The following is a 16,534-nucleotide window of genomic DNA, read 5'->3' on the forward strand; positions in this document are numbered from 1 at the left end:
GCCCCCCACCGCGGCCGAGGAGTCCCCCATGACGCAGCGACGGCAGCGGGTCACCGAACTCCGCCTCGTGGTCACCGCGACGGACCACGAGGCCGCGGTCCGCTTCTTCCGCGACGTGCTGGGGCTGCCGGAGCAGGAGGCCCACGAGGCCCGCGGTGGCCACGTCGTCATCCTCGACGCCGGCCGGGCGACGCTGGAGATCAACGACCCGCCCTACGCCGAGTACATCGACGAGGTCGAGGTGGGACACCGCGTCCCGGGCCGGATCCGCGTCGCGTTCGAGGTGCCCGACACCCGCGCCGCGACCGCGGACCTGGTCGAGGCCGGCGCGGAACTGGTCGCCGAGCCGACCGTCACCCCGTGGGACACGCTCAACTCCCGGCTCCACGGCCCGGAACGGCTCCTGCTGACCGTCTTCGGTCCCGTGGAGGAGCAGCCGTAGCGTCCGGGCCGCAGCGGCGGCTCCCGCCCCGACGCCCGCACGGCGGCCGCGCCGGCACGCCGAGGTGCCGTGCGTCCCGGCCGGCGCCGCCGCAGCCGGGGACCGCCGATCCGCGGATCGGCCGTCCCTGAACACGGGCGCCACGCGCGGTGAGGCTGGGGTCCCCACGACCCGAGGAGCACCCGATGCCGCGCACCCGACCCGACGTCCCCGTCCCCGACCTCACCGGCCGCCGCGCCGTCGTCACGGGAGGCAGCGACGGGGTCGGCCTCGTGCTGGCCCGCCGGCTCGCCGCGGCCGGCGCCGAGGTGGTCCTGCCGGTCCGCAACCCGCGCAAGGGCGAGGCCGCGGTCGCCCGGATCCGCGCCCAGGTCCCGGACGCCGGCGTCTCCCTGCGCGACCTCGACCTGTCCTCCCTCGCCTCCGTCGCGGCGCTGGGCGAGACGCTGCGCGCCGAGGGGCGGCCGGTGCACCTGCTCGTCGCGAACGCCGGCGTCATGCGGCCGCCGGACCGGCAGACGACGGCCGACGGCTTCGAGCTGCAGTTCGGCACCAACCACCTGGGGCACGTCGCGCTCGTCGCCGCCCTGCTGCCGCTGCTGCGGGCCGGCCGGGCGCGGGTGACCTCGCAGACCAGCGTCGCGGCGCGCCGGGGGGCGGTGAACTGGGACGACCCGAACTGGGAGCGGTCCTACGACGGGCAGCGCGCCTACGCCCAGTCGAAGGTCGCCGTCGGCCTGTTCGCCCTGGAGCTGCAGCGGCGCAGCGCCGCCGCGGGCTGGGGGATCACCAGCGACCTGGCGCACCCCGGGATCGCGCCGACCAGCCTGCTCGCGGCCCGGCCCGAGGTCGGCCGCGCCCGGGACACCACCGCCGTGCGGCTCATCCGCGTGCTGTCGCGGCTGGGCCTCACCGGCACCGTGGAGAGCGCGGCGCTGCCGGCCCTGCTCGCCGCGACCGCGCCGGACGGCGGCGGCCGGTTCTACGGCCCGGACGGTCCCGGCTCCGCCGGTGGCGCCCCCGCGGAGCAGGAGCCCTACCGCCCGGTGCGCGGTCCCGGGGACGCCGAGCGGATGTGGCGCCTGTCCGAGCAGCTGACGGGGGTGGCCTTCCCCGCGGCCGCGCGCGACGGGGTGCGGCCCCTCCCGCGCTGACCGTCCCGGGCCGTCCCCGCTCAGCCGGGGACGGCCCGGTCGGCGGGCGACGCCGAGGTGCCGAGGACGGCCAGCAGCTGCAGCCGCTCGGCGCTCTCGCTGCCCGGGACGGCGGTGTACACGAGCAGCCGGTGCGACTGGTCCGGGTCGACGAGTGACTGGCAGGCCAGCTCCAGCGGTCCGACGACGGGGTGGACGAACCGCTTGACCTCGCGCGGGCGGATGCCGACCTCGTGCGCGTCCCACAGCCGCCGCAGCTCCTCGCTGCGGGCCAGCGCCAGCTCGGCGAGGCGCGCGGCCCGCGAGCCGGGGCCGCGCAGGGTGACCAGCTCACGCAGGCCCGAGGCGTACAGCCGGGACAGGAACGCGTGCTCCTCCGGGGCGTACAGCGCCCGCGTGGCCGGGTCGGTGAACCACCGGTAGCCGAGGCTGCGCGCCGGCCCGGCGCGCAGGGTCGCGTCGCCGGTGAGCGCGACGGCGAGCGGGGTCTGCCGCAGCGTCTCGCCGAGCTCGGTGACGATCTCCGCCGGCGTGTCGCCGAGCCGGTCCAGGATCCGCAGCAGCCCAGGGCCGACGTGCTCGCCGTCGGCACCGCGGGCGGGTGGGTGGTGGCCGGCCAGCCGGAACAGGTGGTCGCGCTCGTCGAGCGAGAGGTGCAGGCCCTGCGCGATCGCGGCCACCATCTGCTCCGACGGCTGCGGCCCGCGTTCCTGCTCCAGCCGCGCGTAGTAGTCGGTGGACATGTGGCAGAGGACGGCGAGCTCCTCGCGCCGCAGCCCGCTCGTCCGGCGGCGCGGCCCGCGGGGGAGGCCCACGTCCTCCGGCTGCAGCGCCTCCCGACGGCGGCGGAGGAACTCGGCCAGCCCGGCCCGGTCGATCACGTCGCCTCCCTCGTCGGTGCTGCGTCGTTCCTACCGTCGCCGGGAGCGGTCATCCACGGACCGCCGGTCCCTCCCTCGTCCGGACGGGGACCGCCGCGCGCACGGCGCCGGCCGGCGGTGAGCCGGTCCCGAGCGGCTCGCCCTACTGCCGGCGGGGTGGTGGACTCGGCGCGGTGACGCGCCCCGGCGTCGCCGGCCGGCGGGTGCGGAGGTGGGGGCGTGCGGCTGCGTCCACGCGGGCTGGTCCTGCTGGTGGCGCTGGCCTCCGCCGTCGCCCAGGCCTTCGGCCGGTTCTCCTACGCCCTGCTGCTGCCGGCGATCGACCGCGACCTGCTCGGGTCCTACGCCGTCGCCGGGCTGGTCGCCACGGCCAACGTCACCGCCTACCTCCTCGGCACCGTCGCGGTCAGCGCGCTGTCCCGCCGCGCCCGGCCGGCCGGGCTGATCAAGGCCGGCCTCGCCTGCAGCGCGGCGGGGCTGGGCCTGCTCTCCGTCGCCGGGGGCGCCGGCGGCCTCGCGGTGGGGCTCACCCTGACCGGCGTCGGCGGGGCCTTCATCTGGGTGCCGGCCCCCGGGCTCGCCGGCTCCGTCGTCCGCCCCTCCCGCCGGGGCGCGGCGATCGGCGTCGCCGGCTCGGGCATCGGCGGCGGCATCGTGCTGGCCAGCGCCCTGACCTGGACCCTGCGGTCCTGGGGCGGGGACGCCTCCTGGCGCACGGTGTACCTGGTGGAGGCCGCGATCGCCGTCGCCGTCCTCGGACTGTGCCTGCTGCTGCTGCGCCCGGCGCCCCGCCGCGACGACGACGTCCCCGTGCGCGCGGGCGCCCTGCGCCGGGTCCCCGGGTGGATCGGCCTGGCCGGCGGCTACGCCGCGTACGGCCTGGCCTACTCCGTCTACACCAGCTACCTGGTGACCGCCCTCGAGGACGACGCGGGCTTCTCGGCCGGTCACGCGTCGGCGGCCTACACGCTCGTCGGCGTCGGGCTGGTCGCCGGCGGGATCGTGCTCGGGCCGCTGTCGGACCGGTGGGGCCGCGGCCCCACGCTCGTCGGCGGCTACCTCCTCATGTCCGCGGCGATCCTGCTCGTGCCGCTGGGTGCCGAGCCGCCGGCCTCGGCGTCGGCGCTGCTGTTCGGGCTGACGATGTCCGGGCTGCCGGCGGTCATCGCGGCCCACCTGTCGGACTCCCTGACCCCGCGGGAGTTCGCCGGGGCCTTCGGCCGCTGCACCCTCGCCTTCGGCCTGGCGCAGCTGGCCGGCCCCCCGCTCGGCGGCTGGCTCGCCGAGACGACGGGCGGCTTCCTCGTCCCGTTCCTCCTCGCCGGCCTGGTGGCGGCGGCCGGCGCGGGACTGAGCGTCGACGTCGTCCGCACCTCACGCCGGCGGCGGGACGACGTCCCCGCGTGACCGGCGCGCCGGCCGTGCGGCACGAGCGCCTCCCCTCCGACAGCACCGCAGCGGGAAGTCGGTGGCGCACCGAGACGGTCGTCCCGGACGGCGCCGCCGGACACCCGTCCGGCGCGCAGGCGATGGACCCGTCGCTGCGCCCGCCCGCGGCCCGGGTCGGCCACGACGAGGGCAGGGCCCGCGCCGGGCGGCTCAGCGGGTCCTGGTGCGACGCCTGACAGCATGTGCCGGTGCGCGCCGTCGTCGTCGACTCGGTCCGGGCCCGGCCCCAGGTGCGGGAGGTGCCCGAGCCCACCGCCCCGCCCGGCGGGGTGGTGCTGCGCGTGCTGGCCACCGGGATGTGCCGCAGCGACTGGCACGCCTGGGCCGGACACGACGACGAGGTCGCGTTCCCCCACGTGCCCGGGCACGAGCTCGCCGGGGTGGTGGCCGAGGTCGGGGCGGAGGTCACCCGCTGGCGGGCGGGGGACCGGGTGACCGTCCCGTTCGTGTGCGGCTGCGGGCGCTGCGCGTGGTGCCGGGCCGGGGAGGCGCAGGTCTGCCCGGACCAGCAGCAGCCGGGCTTCACCCACTGGGGGTCCTTCGCCGAGTACGTCGCCCTGCACGCCGCGGACACCACTGGTGCGCATCCCCGACGAGGTCGACGTCGGGAGCGCGGCGAGCCTGGGGTGCCGGTTCGCCACGGCCTACCGCGCCCTGGCCGCCCGCGCGCGGGTCGGCGAGGGGGAGTGGGTCACCGTGGTGGGCGCGGGCGGCGTCGGCCTGAGCGCGGTGGCGGTCGCCCGCGCGCTGGGGGCCCCGGGTGGTCGCGGTGGACCGCAACCCCGAGGCCCTCGCCGTGGCCGCCGCTCTCGGCGCGGAGCACACGGTGCGGGCCGACGGACGTGACGTCCCGGCCGCCGTCGCGGAGCTGACCTCCGGCGGCAGCCACGTCGCCGTCGACGCCGTGGGCAGCGAGCAGACCTGCGCGGACTCGGTCCTGAGCCTGCGCCGGCGGGGGCGCCACGTGCAGGTGGGGCTGCTGCCGCCGGTCGACGGCCACCCGCGGGTCCCGATGGCACGGGTGATCGGCTGGGAGCTGGACCTGCTGGGCAGCCACGGCATGGCCGCGGCCGACTACCCGGCGATGATGGCGCTCGTCGAGCAGGGCTCGCTGCAGCCGCAGCGGCTGGTCGAGCGGACCATCGGCCTCGACGGGGCGGCGGCCCTGCTGCCGGTGTTCGACCGGACGACGGTCGCCGGGATCACCGTGGTCGACCCCGCCCGCTGACCCCCCGGCCCGGGCGCCCGTCCGACGGCGGCTCCCCGGCTCCGGCCTCCGCGGACGGCGGCGGACGCCCTGTCGGCGCCCGGGTGCCGGTACTACCGTCGCGCGATGGCGGGCAGCGTGGACTTCGTCGTCGTGGGCGGTGGCTCGGCCGGGGCGGTGGTCGCCGCCCGGCTGTCGGAGGACCCGGACGTCCGGGTGGCGCTGGTCGAGGCCGGGGGACGGCCGCCGGCGGCCGAGCTGGTGCCGGCCGCCTGTCCCGTCCTGCAGGCGGACCCCGAGACCGACTGGATGCTCACCGCCGACGCGGGCGCCTGCGGCAAGGGGCTGCGGGGCGGCCGGATGATGGTGCCCCGCGGCCGGATGCTCGGCGGCTCGTCGGGCATCAACTACATGGCCTACGTGCGCGGCCACCCGGGTGACTTCGACGCCTGGGCCGCCGGGGGTGCCGACGGCTGGGGCTTCGCGGACGTCCTGCCCTACTTCCGGAAGAGCGAGGGGCTGGTGCCGAGCGAGGCCCTCCCGCTCGACCTGCCCGCCCACGGCACCGACGGGCCGCTCGGCGTGTCGGTGCGCAGCCCGGTGCTGCCAGGGGCGCAGGCGTTCGTCGACGCCGCGGTCGCCGCCGGCATCCCGCTCGGTGACTACAACGGCCGCGACCGGGGCGGCCCGGCCGGCGTCGTCTCGCTGTTCCAGACGACCACGAAGCACGGCATGCGCTCGAGCACCTACCACGCGTTCCTCGAGGGCGAGGCCGAGCAGCGGCCGAACCTGACGGTGATCCCGCACGCCCGGGCCACCCGGGTGCTCCTCTCGGGCGAGCCGGGTGCCCTGCGGGCCACCGGGGTCGAGTACGTCACCGCCGCCGGCACCACCGAGGTGGTCGAGGCCGGCCGCGAGGTGGTCCTCAGCGCCGGCGCGGTCGGGTCACCGCACCTGCTCCTGCTCTCGGGCGTCGGGCCGCGCGAGCAGCTGGAGTCCCTCGGCGTCCGGTGCCTGGTCGACGCCCCCGAGGTGGGCCGCCACCTCAAGGACCACCTGCAGGTGGGGCTGATGTTCCCGGCGCCCGGGCTGGGCGTCCCGATGGCCACCGTGCGCGTGGCCCTGGGGCCGGACGCGCTGCGGGCGCCGGCCGGTCCGCTGCCGGCCGACCCGGCCGACGACGCGGTCCTGCCGCCGGAGCTGCAGGAGCTCAAGGCGGAGGCGGAGCGCCGGCTCACCGAGTGGTTCACGACCGGCAGCGGGCTGGCGTCCTCGTCGCTCTACGACGCGGGCGCCTGGTTCTCGACGGGCCTCGGGGACGAGCACACCCACGACGGGCAGATCGCCATCTTCGTGTGCGGCTACGACGTCGGCATCTGGGACTCCTGCCTGCACGTCGACGCGGCGGAGTACTTCGACGACCCGGCCGCCGACCTGTCGCCGACCGCCGAGAACGTCTTCGTGCTCGCCAACCCGGTGCAGCCGCACAGCGAGGGCGAGATCCGCCTGGCCGGTGCCGATCCGCTGGCCGCCCCCGACATCCGGATGAACTACCTCACCGACCCGCACGACGTCGCCGTGATGACCGCGGTGGTGCGCCGCGCGCTCGACGTCGTGGACCGGATGCGGCGGGAGCACGAGATCGGCGACCTCCTGGTGCCGCGGCGGCTGGCCGAGGCGCACGGGTACACCCGCGGCGACGTCCCGAGCGACGAGCTGATCGCCGACCTGGCGCGCCACTACGCGTTCACCGTCTACCACCTGACGAGCACCTGCCGGATCGGGTCGGTCGTCGACCCGCGGCTGCGCGTCCTCGGCGTCGGCGGGCTGCGCGTCGCGGACGCGAGCGTCATGCCGAACGTGGTCAGCGGCAACACGAACGCCGCAGCGATCATGATCGGCGAGAAGGCGGCCGAGCTGATCGCGCGGGAGCACGGCGTCGGGCTCCGGGAGTTCGTCGGCGCGTGACCCGCCGCACCATCGCCCCGTCCCGGCGCCGGGTCCCGGGGGGCGATGTCGAGAACGCGGGACCGGCTCCGTCCCCGGGGTGCGAGCGGCCAGGATGGGCCGCACCAGCACCGAGGAGAGACCACAGATGGCCAAGTACCTGCTGCTCAAGCACTACCGCGGCGCCCCGGCGGCGGTGAACGACGTCCCGATGGAGAAGTGGACGCCGGAGGAGATCTCCGCCCACGTGCGGTACATGGAGGACTTCGCGGCCCGGCTGGCGGGGACCGGTGAGTTCGTCGACGGGCAGGCGCTGTCCCCGGAGGGGATGTGGGTCCGGTACGACGGCGAGGGGCGCCCGCCGGTCACCGACGGCCCGTTCGCCGAGACCAAGGACCTCATCGCCGGCTGGATGGTGATCGACGTCGACAGCCAGGAGCGCGCCGTCGAGCTGGCCGGGGAGCTGTCGGCCGCGCCCGGGGCGGGCGGGGAGCCGATCCACGAGTGGCTCGAGGTGCGCCCCTTCCTGGGCGCGCCGCCCACCATCGAGGGATGACCGCCCCGCTGGACGAGGTCCTGCTGCGCAGCCTCACCCCCAGCGTGCTCGGCGTCCTCGTCCGCCGCGGAGCCGACTTCGCGGCGGCCGAGGACGCCGTGCAGGACGCGCTGGTGGAGGCGGTCCGCACCTGGCCGGCCGACCCGCCGCGGGACCCGAAGGGCTGGCTGGTCACCGTGGCCTGGCGCCGGTTCCTCGACGCGACCCGGGCCGACGCCGCCCGCCGCCGGCGCGAGGACGTCGTCGACGAGCAGCCCGCGCCCGGGCCCGTGCCCGGCGCGGACGACACGCTGCACCTCTACTTCCTGTGCGCCCACCCGTCGCTGACGCCGTCGTCGGCGGTCGCGCTCACGCTGCGCGCCGTCGGCGGGCTGACCACCCGCCAGATCGCGCAGGCCTACCTGGTGCCCGAGGCGACGATGGCGCAGCGCATCAGCCGGGCCAAGCGCACCGTCTCCGGCGTGCGGTTCGACCGGCCCGGCGACGTCGCGACCGTGCTGCGCGTCCTCTACCTGGTCTTCAACGAGGGCTACTCCGGCGACGTCGACCTCGCCGCCGAGGCCGTCCGGCTCACCCGGCAGCTCGCGGCCGTGGTCGACCACCCCGAGGTGGCGGGGCTGCTGGCCCTCATGCTGCTCCACTCCGCCCGGCGCCCCGCCCGGACCGCGCCCGACGGCAGCCTGGTGCCGCTCGCCGAGCAGGACCGGAGCCGGTGGGACACCGGGATGGTCGCCGAGGGCGTCGCGGTCCTGCAGGCGGCCCTCGCGCGGGACCGGCTGGGGGAGTACCAGGCCCAGGCCGCCATCGCGGCCCTGCACGCGGACGCACCCACCGCCGCGGAGACCGACTGGGGGCAGATCGTCGAGTGGTACGACGAGCTCGTCCGCCTGACCGGCAGCCCGGTCGTCCGGCTCAACCGGGCGGTGGCCGTCGGCGAGGCCGACGGGCCACGCGCCGGCCTGGCCGCGCTCGCGGTCCTGGACGACGACCTGCCCCGCCACACCGCGGTCGCGGCGTACCTGCACGAGCGCGACGGCGACCTCGCGACGGCGGCGCGGCTGTACGCCGAGGCGGCGGCGAGGGCGACCGACCGCGCCGAGCGCGACCACCTGCTGCGCCAGGCCGCCCGGCTCAACGCCGGCCGTGGACGCTGAGGGCACCGACCGGCGCTGCACCGCCCACCCGCCGCCACCGCCGGGCATCCTCGGACCGGGCCGGTCCCGGCCCGCGGCGACGAGGGAGGTGCGGGTGGAGGGGACGACGCTGGGCGGCCGGTACCGGCTGGACGGCGTGCTGGGCCGCGGCGGCATGGGCACCGTCCACGCGGCCACCGACGTCGCCCTCGGCCGCCGGGTCGCGGTCAAGGTGCTCGACCCCGCCGTCGCCGACCGCGCCGGGACGTCCCGCTTCCGCCGCGAGGCCCGGGCGCTGGCCGCGCTCGAGCACCCGCACGTGGTGAGCGTCTTCGACGTCGGCGTCGACGCATCGGCCGCCTGGCTGGTCATGCCGCTGCTGCCCGGCCCCGACCTGCAGTCCCTCCTCGGCCGCGAAGGGCCCCTCCCCATCGCCGACGTCACCCGGTACGGCCGGCAGGCCGCGGGGGGCCTGGCCGCCGCGCACGCCGCGGGCATCGTGCACCGGGACGTCAAGCCGGCCAACCTCGTGCTCGCCGCGGACGGCTCCTGCGTGCTGGTGGACCTGGGCATCGCCCGGCTGGCCGACGGCGGCCCCGGTGCCGCTCCGCTGACCGGCACCGGGCTCGTGCTGGGCAGCACGCCGTTCCTCGCGCCGGAGGTCGTCGCCGGGGCGCCGGCCGGCCCGGAGGCCGACCTCTACGGCCTGGGCGCGACGCTGTTCACCCTGCTGACCGGCCGCCCGCCGTTCGAGGCCGCCGGCGTCGCGGTCCTCGCCCAGCACCTGCACGCGCCGGTCCCCTCGGCCGTGCCCCTGCGGCCGGACACCCCGGCCGCGGTGGACCGGCTGCTCGGCCGGATGCTCGCCAAGGACCCCGCCGCCCGGCCGACGGCCGCGGAGGCGGCCGCGGCGCTCGCGGGAGCGCCGGACGCACCCGGCCCCGCGCCGACGCGGGTGCTCCCGCGGCCCGCGCTCTCCGAGCACCTCCCCCCAGCGGACGGCACCCCGCGGCGACGGCGCCCGGTGCGCCTGCCGGCCGCCGTGGGGGCGGGCGCCGGGGCCCTGGCCGTGGCCGCCGCCCTGCTGACCGGCGGGGGGAGCGGGACGGCCACGGGCGGCGCGGCGGCCTCGGACAGCGGCGCGGCGGCCGCCCCGTCGTCGGCGCCGGCCCCGAGCCCGTCGCCCGTGCCGCCGCCGGCGGCCGTCCCGACCACCCCGGTGACCACCCCGCCCGCGGCCCCGCCGCCCGCCGCGGACCCGGTGCGGTCGGCGCTGGCCGCGCTGCGCGCGGCCGTCGAGCAGGCCGAGGCGGGGGGCGCGCTGACCGGCGGGGGCCGGCGCGACGTCGACCGCCGGGTGGCCGACGTCGAGCGCGCGCTGGACCGGGAGGACCCCGACCGGGTGGCGCGGGAGGTCGACGACCTCGAGCGCCGCCTCGACGACCTCCGGCGCCGCGACCGCCTCACCGGGGACGGCGCCGCCGCGCTGGCCGCCGCCGTCGCGGACCTGCGCGCCGCCCTGGGCGCGCCCGCCGGCGACGGCGGGGAGGACGGCGACGGCGGGGAGGACGGCGAGGGCTGACGGCGGTCCGCCCCGCCCCGGCCGGGGACCCGGGCCGCGGGCGTCGCGCCGGCGACCCCGGCGGATCCGCCCGGGAGGGAGGAGCCTCCTCCCATGGCCCTGCCCACGCCGCCCCTGAGCGCCCGCCTGCTGGTGATCACCGGCCTGCTGGTCACCGGTGCCGTGGCCCTCGTCTGGCTGGTCCGCTACGTGGGGTGGCGGACGGTCCGGAGGCGGCGCGGCCGCGGCTGACCGCCCCGGAGCCGTCGCTCGTCGCGAGGGCCGACACGCCGGTCGGGACGGCCGGCCGGGGCTGTGTTCCTGCCCATGCGGCAGCGGTGTTTGGGAGGGCCGGGCAGCCGTTCCCGCGGCGCCGCGTCACACCTCGTCAGCGGTCGGGCACACCGGGAGACCGCGCCGTCCCGGCTCCGGTCCGGGAGCCGCGGAGGCCGCTCGCGAGGGGCGGATCGGTCCGTACCGTCGCTCCGGCGGGAGAGACCCCTCCCGATCCACGTGGTGCAGCGCCGGAGGCCCGACCGGGCCCGGGGCGCACCACAGCGAGGCCGCCGGTGACAGGTGAGCCGGTGGGAGTGATCGGTGGCAATCCGAGACGGCGCCAGCGCGCCGCCGCAGTACCCGTACGACGCCTACAGCACGCTGGCCGGGCCCCTCGGGGAGGCCGGTGAGGGCTACACCGTCCAGTTCGAGCGGCTGGTGCGGCGCGACCACCGGCGCGGGCGCGCCCTGGTCATCAGCGCGGCCGCCATCGTCCTGGAGCTGCTGTTCCTGGTGTGGCTGCTCCGGCCCGCGCACTGGCCGGCCGACACCGGCGGCTGGACCTGGTACCTGAGCCTCACGATGGTCGTCACCATCGGGCTCATCGAGGTCCTGCGGCTGGTCAACGTGGTGACGCTGGCGCTGGCCACCTGGAACGCGCACGACCCCCTCCCGGTGCGGCCCGAGACCGGCACCCGGCTGGCGCTGCTCACCACGATCGTCCCCGGCAAGGAGCCGGTGGAGATGGTGGAGACCACCCTGCGGGCCGCGCTGCGCGTGCGGCACGACGGCCCGCTCGACGTGTGGCTGCTCGACGAGGGCGACGACGACGGGATCCGGGCCATGTGCGCCCGCCTGGGCGTGCGGCACTTCAGCCGTCGCGGGGTGGCCGCGTGGAACACCGAGTCCGGCGCGCACAAGCGCCGGACCAAGCACGGCAACTACAACGCGTGGCTCGCCCGGCACGGCGAGCAGTACGACTTCTGGATCAGCGTCGACACCGACCACGCGCCGCTGCCGAACATCGCCGAGCGGCTCCTGGGCTACTTCCGCGACCCGGACGTCGCCTTCGTCGTCGGCCCGCAGGTCTACGGCAACTACGACAACTTCACGACCCGCGCCGCGGAGTCGCAGCAGTACCTGTTCCACGCGGTCCTGCAGCGGGCGGGCAACCGCAGCACCTCGGCGATGTTCGTGGGCACCAACAACGCGGTGCGGCTCTCGGCCCTCGCCGACGTCGGCGGCCTGGCCGACAGCATCACCGAGGACGCCGCGACGTCGCTGGTCCTCCACTCCTCGCGCAACCCCGACACCGGACGGCGCTGGAAGAGCGTCTACACCCCCGACGTGCTCGCCGTGGGCGAGGGCCCGACGAGCTGGAGCGACTACTTCGTCCAGCAGAACCGGTGGGCCCGGGGCACCGACGAGGTGCTGCTGCGGCAGTTCTGGCGGCGGGTCCGCCGGCTGTCCCCGGCGCGGGCCCTGCACTACGGGCTGCTGATGTCCTACTACCCGTCGGCGGCCGTCAGCTGGGTGCTCGGGTCGGCCAACCTCTGCCTGTACCTCGTCACCGGGGTGGGCGGCGTGGTCGTGGCGGCGAACCTCTGGGCGGTCCTCTACGTCAACGCGGCCGCCCTGCAGGTCGGCGTCTACTTCTGGAACCGGCGCTACAACGTGTCGCCGCACGAGGAGGAGGGCTCCTCGGGGCTGTCGGGCATGTTCGTGTCGGTGCTCTCCGCACCCGTGTACGTCACGGCGCTGGCCGACGCCGTCCGCGGGCGGAACGTGCCCTTCGCGGTCACGCCGAAGGGCGACGACAGCAACCCGGACCGGCTCGCGACGTTCCGCAAGAACCTCGCCTGGGGCGGGGGGCTGGCCGCGGCGCTGGTCGCGTCCGTGCCTCTGGGCCACGACCACCCGGCGATGCGCGGCTGGGCGCTGCTCGCCCTGCTCACCTGCCTCCTGCCCGTCCTCATCTGGGTCGCGCAGCGCCGCCGGCCGCGTCCGGCCGCCGCGCCCCGTCCGACCACCGCACCGCAGGCCGTCCGCTTCAGCGGCAACACCGTCGCACCCGCACCACCGCTGCCCGCCGAGCAGCAGCTGGTCACCACAGGCACCCAGGGAGAGCAGCGATGAAGGGCTTCGGCGGGAGGGCGCCCCGGCGCCGGCGCGCACGCAACGTCGCGATCGTCACGACCGCGGCACTGGCCGTCGGCACCGTGAACGCACAGGTGGCCGGGGCGGCCGTGGACGACCTGGTCACCGGCTACCAGCAGGGCCGGCCCGACTACACGGCGCAGTACGGCTCGTGGGAGACCGTCGAGCTGCCGGAGGAGTTCCGCGTGCGGGCCGTCCACGCCGTCCTGCTGCGCACCGGCAAGGTCCTCATCGTGGCCGGGTCCGGCAACGACCCGGCCTCCTTCGACGCCGGGACCTTCGAGACGGTCCTGTGGGACCCGGCCGCGGACACCTACGAGCACGTCGAGACGCCGGAGGACCTCTTCTGCGGCGGCCACGCGCAGCTGCCCGACGGCAACGTCCTGATCGCCGGCGGCACCAGTCGGTACGAGGTGCTCGCCGACGACGTCACGCACGCCGCCGGGGTCATGACCGTCACGAACGAGGACCCGACCCTGACGGCGACCCTCGAGGAGGGCACCGTCTTCGTCGGGGAGGACGGGCAGCGCTACCGCGCCACGGCGCAGGCGCTGGTCACCCCCGCCGTCCAGCACGTGATGGACGGCGAGCCGATGCACATGGCGTCGGAGACGACGGTGTGGGTCGAGGCGCTGGAGGAGGGGGAGGACCCCGTCGTCCGCGGCGGCGCGCAGTTCGCCGTCGAGGGGCTGGCCGGCCGGCAGGCCCAGGACGTCTACGGGATCGCCGACGCGATCACCCTGGACAAGCAGGAGTACCGCGGCATCCCCGACTCCTACGTCTTCGACGTCACCACCGAGCGCTACGAGCGGGTCGGCGACCTCCACCACTCCCGCTGGTACCCGACGCTCGTCCCGGTGGCCGGCGGCGACGTCATGGCGGTCAGCGGGCTCGACGAGCACGGCCGCCCCTCGGCCGGCGAGGTCGAGGTGTTCGACCGGGCCACCGGGCAGTGGCGCGAGCGGCCCGAGCTGTTCCGCTACTTCCCGACCTACCCCGCGCTGCTGCGGCTGGCCGACGACCGGCTGTTCTACACCTCGTCCAACGCCGGCTACGGCCCGGCCACGGAGGGCCGCACGCCCGGCTACTGGGACCTGACGGACAACTCCTTCGACCCGGTGCCCGGGCTGCGCGACCCGCACATGAACGAGACGTCGTCGTCGGTGCTGCTCCCGCCCGCGCAGGAGCAGCAGGTGCTCGTCGCGGGCGGCGGCGAGGTCGGGGAGGGCGAGGGCAGCACCGCACGGGTCGACGTCATCGACACCGACACCCACGACGCCCACTGGACCCCGGCGCCGGACCTGCCCGCACCGGCGCGGTACGTCTCCACGGTGGTCCTGCCCGACGACCGGGTGCTGCTCACCGGCGGGAGCACCGGCTACCGCGGCAACGGGCACAGCGACACGCACGCCCCGGTCCTCTACGACGCCGGCACCAACACCATGGCCGCCGCCGCGCCCAACGAGGTCGGCCGGAACTACCACTCCGAGGCGCTCCTGCTGCCCGACGGCCGGGTGGTCACGCTCGGCTCGGACCCGCTGTACGCCGACGCGGAGAACACGCGCCCGGGGACGTTCGAGACCCGGGTGGAGATCTACACCCCGCCGTACCTGCACACCGGCGGCGAGCGCCCGCGGGTCACCGAGGCGCCGGCCGAGGTCGACCGGGGCGCGACCTTCCCGGTGCGGGCGACCGGTGCGGTGACCGCCGCCCGGCTGATGCGCCCGTCGGCGGTCACGCACGTCACCGACGTGGAGCAGCGGTCGGTCGCGCTGGACGTGTCCGGTGCCTGTCCCGGCGACGGGTCGGCCTGCGACCTGCAGCTGTCGCTGGACCCGGCCGAGGGGCTCACCCCGGCGGGCTGGTACATGCTCTTCCTGGTCGACGCCGACGGCGTGCCGTCGGTGGCCCGCTGGGTGCACGTCCGATGAGGCGCGACCGGACGACGCGCAGCCGGGTCGCGGCCGCGCTGGCCGCCGTCGCCGTGCTGGCCGGCTGCGGCGCGGGCGACCCGCCGGCCCCGGCCGGCGCCCCCGCCGACAGCTCCGCCGGGCTGGACCAGCCCGGCGGCGAGGGCAACCCGCTGGCCTGGAACGTCCTCTACGCCAACCCGGCCAGCACCGCCGGGCAGGCGGTCGCGGCGGCCTCCGAGCGGGGCGACGAGGCCACGGCGGAGCGGCTGCGGCGGATCGCCGACCGGCCGACGGGCACCTGGCTCGCCGGCGGCGTGGACCCCTACCGCACGGCGCGGGAGCTCACCGCCGCGGCCCAGGAGGTCGAGCGGGTGCCGCTGCTGGTGGCCTACAACCTCCCCCAGCGGGACTGCGGCCAGTACAGCTCGGGCGGTGCCGCCGACGTCGACGAGTACCTGGACTGGCTGGGGTCGCTCGCGGCCGGCATCGGCGACGCCCCGGCCGTCGTCGTCCTCGAGCCCGACGCCATCCCCCACGCGCTGGAGGGCTGCGCCGGCTCCCAGTCCGCCGACGAGCGCTACAGCATGCTGCGCGAGGCCGTGCGCATCCTCGGGCGCCAGCCGGAGACCGCCGTCTACGTCGACGCGGGCAACGCCAGCTGGATCGACGACCAGGACGCCCTCGCCGACGCGCTGCTCGCCTCCGGGATCGAGGAGGCCGACGGCTTCGCGCTGAACACCAGCAACTTCGAGACGACCGAGGCGACGGCGGCGTACGGCACGGAGCTCTCCGACCGGGTCGGCGGCGCGCACTTCGTCGTCGACACCAGCCGCAACGGCGCCGGCCCCCCGCCGGGCGGCGGCGACGGCGACCACTCCGCCTGGTGCAACCCCTCGGGGATGCGGCTGGGGGAGCCGCCCACGACCGACAGCGGGATCGAGCGGGTCGACGCGCTGCTGTGGATCAAGCAGCCCGGTGACTCCGACGGCGAGTGCGGCCGGGGTGAGCCGCCGGCCGGGCAGTGGTTCCCCGAGTACGCCGACCGGTTGCTGGCCGGGTAGCCGGGCGGCCGCACGGGCGCCGCGCCCGGTCGGCCGGGCGCCGGTTCTCCCGGTCGACGGCCCCGGCGCCGCCGGGGTCGCCGGCTCAGTCGTGCGGTCCTCGCGCGACCGCCACCGCGGCCCCGAGCACGGCCCCGGTACCGATGCAGCCGGCGAGGAAGCGTGCCGCGTCCCGGTGCCACCCCGTGATCCTGGAGTCGCTCCTGCGAGGGGTCACACGCACTGCTGCGTCCATGGCCGACACGGTCCCGCCGGATCGCCGTGGCGGACTCATCCCGGAGGGGTGGGAGACCGGATCGTCCGGATGCCGGGCGCCGGGACCGTCGACGCCACCGGCCCCGCGTGCCACCGTGGTCCCCAGGTGCGGTGCACCGTGCGGCGCGCCCGGGAGGACGGAGAGGGCCGTGGCCGACGTGAAGATCGAGCAGCAACTGACACTCAGCCGCCCGGAGGTCGCCCGCCTCCTCCGGTCGCTGGCGGAGGGGCTGGACTCCGACGACGGCGAGGTCGCCGTCCGGCTGGGGACCAGCACCGTCGAGCTGTCGGTCGGGGACCGGCTCCGGTGCGAGCTGGAGGTGGAGGTCGACGGGGACGAGATCGAGCTGGAGCTCGAGCTGAAGTGGCCGACCTCGCGCGGCGCGGCCTCCGCGTCGCAGCAGGACCGCGCGGACGAGGAGGTGCCGACCGCCGCGGAGAGCTGGGCGGAGCCGGCTCCTCCCGCGCCGCGGAGCGCCCCGGAGACCCGGACGAAGCCGGAGAAGCGCCGCCCGTCGCCGGCCTGACCGGGCGCGGGCGGA

At 77.2% G+C, this 16,534-nt stretch carries 16 protein-coding genes; 15 read left to right on the top strand and 1 reads right to left on the bottom strand.

Annotated elements, in window-relative coordinates:
• Positions 1 to 28 precede the first annotated feature (28 nt).
• The gene (locus ACI8AR_RS04895) at positions 29 to 442 is read left to right on the top strand and encodes a VOC family protein (RefSeq protein ID WP_457049969.1); all 414 of its coding nucleotides are present in this window, start codon (positions 29 to 31) and stop codon (positions 440 to 442) included.
• 185 nt (positions 443 to 627) lie between these two features.
• Positions 628 to 1,596 carry an SDR family oxidoreductase gene (locus ACI8AR_RS04900; RefSeq protein ID WP_457049970.1) on the top strand — a complete coding sequence of 323 codons (969 nt, stop codon included), beginning with the start codon at positions 628 to 630 and terminating at the stop codon, positions 1,594 to 1,596.
• A gap of 20 nt (positions 1,597 to 1,616) precedes the next feature.
• On the opposite strand, the gene ACI8AR_RS04905 is transcribed toward ACI8AR_RS04900, so the two are convergent.
• Positions 1,617 to 2,477 (bottom strand): helix-turn-helix transcriptional regulator, encoded by an 861-nt coding sequence (locus tag ACI8AR_RS04905; protein ID WP_457049971.1) that lies wholly within the window; start codon positions 2,475 to 2,477, stop codon positions 1,617 to 1,619.
• Positions 2,478 to 2,696: 219 nt separating this feature from the next.
• Here ACI8AR_RS04905 and ACI8AR_RS04910 point away from each other — a divergent pair, with 219 nt between their 5' ends.
• From ACI8AR_RS04910 to ACI8AR_RS04970, 13 genes are all read left to right on the top strand, one after another.
• Positions 2,697 to 3,884, top strand: a complete 1,188-nt coding sequence (locus tag ACI8AR_RS04910) for an MFS transporter (protein ID WP_457049972.1) — start codon at positions 2,697 to 2,699, stop codon at positions 3,882 to 3,884.
• Entirely contained in the window at positions 3,881 to 4,102 is a 222-nt protein-coding gene (locus ACI8AR_RS04915; protein ID WP_457049973.1) for a hypothetical protein, read from the top strand. Before ACI8AR_RS04910 ends, ACI8AR_RS04915 begins: the two co-directional genes overlap by 4 nt.
• A gap of 120 nt (positions 4,103 to 4,222) precedes the next feature.
• Complete coding sequence (locus tag ACI8AR_RS04920) at positions 4,223 to 4,798, top strand: alcohol dehydrogenase catalytic domain-containing protein (protein ID WP_457050184.1); 576 nt, start codon at positions 4,223 to 4,225, stop codon at positions 4,796 to 4,798.
• Complete coding sequence (locus tag ACI8AR_RS04925; protein ID WP_457049974.1) at positions 4,696 to 5,154, top strand: zinc-binding dehydrogenase; 459 nt, start codon at positions 4,696 to 4,698, stop codon at positions 5,152 to 5,154. Before ACI8AR_RS04920 ends, ACI8AR_RS04925 begins: the two co-directional genes overlap by 103 nt.
• Before the next feature lie 105 nt (positions 5,155 to 5,259).
• Entirely contained in the window at positions 5,260 to 7,101 is a 1,842-nt protein-coding gene (locus tag ACI8AR_RS04930) for a GMC family oxidoreductase (protein WP_457049975.1), read from the top strand.
• 94 nt (positions 7,102 to 7,195) lie between these two features.
• Positions 7,196 to 7,636 (top strand): YciI family protein, encoded by a 441-nt coding sequence (locus ACI8AR_RS04935; protein ID WP_457049976.1) that lies wholly within the window; start codon positions 7,196 to 7,198, stop codon positions 7,634 to 7,636.
• Positions 7,633 to 8,790 (top strand): RNA polymerase sigma factor, encoded by a 1,158-nt coding sequence (locus ACI8AR_RS04940; RefSeq protein WP_457049977.1) that lies wholly within the window; start codon positions 7,633 to 7,635, stop codon positions 8,788 to 8,790. Before ACI8AR_RS04935 ends, ACI8AR_RS04940 begins: the two co-directional genes overlap by 4 nt.
• Before the next feature lie 94 nt (positions 8,791 to 8,884).
• Positions 8,885 to 10,351 (top strand): serine/threonine-protein kinase, encoded by a 1,467-nt coding sequence (locus tag ACI8AR_RS04945; RefSeq protein ID WP_457049978.1) that lies wholly within the window; start codon positions 8,885 to 8,887, stop codon positions 10,349 to 10,351.
• 93 nt (positions 10,352 to 10,444) lie between these two features.
• Positions 10,445 to 10,582: a hypothetical protein gene (locus ACI8AR_RS04950; RefSeq protein WP_457049979.1), complete on the top strand. Its 138-nt coding sequence runs from the start codon at positions 10,445 to 10,447 to the stop codon at positions 10,580 to 10,582.
• Between the two features lie 345 nt (positions 10,583 to 10,927).
• Positions 10,928 to 12,742 (top strand): glycosyltransferase family 2 protein, encoded by a 1,815-nt coding sequence (locus tag ACI8AR_RS04955; RefSeq protein WP_457049980.1) that lies wholly within the window; start codon positions 10,928 to 10,930, stop codon positions 12,740 to 12,742.
• Positions 12,739 to 14,694: a radical copper oxidase GlxA gene (gene glxA, locus ACI8AR_RS04960; protein WP_457049981.1), complete on the top strand. Its 1,956-nt coding sequence runs from the start codon at positions 12,739 to 12,741 to the stop codon at positions 14,692 to 14,694. Before ACI8AR_RS04955 ends, glxA begins: the two co-directional genes overlap by 4 nt.
• Complete coding sequence (locus ACI8AR_RS04965) at positions 14,691 to 15,737, top strand: glycoside hydrolase family 6 protein (protein ID WP_457049982.1); 1,047 nt, start codon at positions 14,691 to 14,693, stop codon at positions 15,735 to 15,737. The genes glxA and ACI8AR_RS04965 overlap by 4 nt, the downstream gene beginning before the upstream one ends.
• Positions 15,738 to 16,141: 404 nt before the next feature.
• Complete coding sequence (locus ACI8AR_RS04970) at positions 16,142 to 16,519, top strand: amphi-Trp domain-containing protein (protein WP_457049983.1); 378 nt, start codon at positions 16,142 to 16,144, stop codon at positions 16,517 to 16,519.
• Positions 16,520 to 16,534: the final 15 nt, after the last annotated feature.

The organism is Geodermatophilus sp. SYSU D01036, from assembly GCF_054050435.1.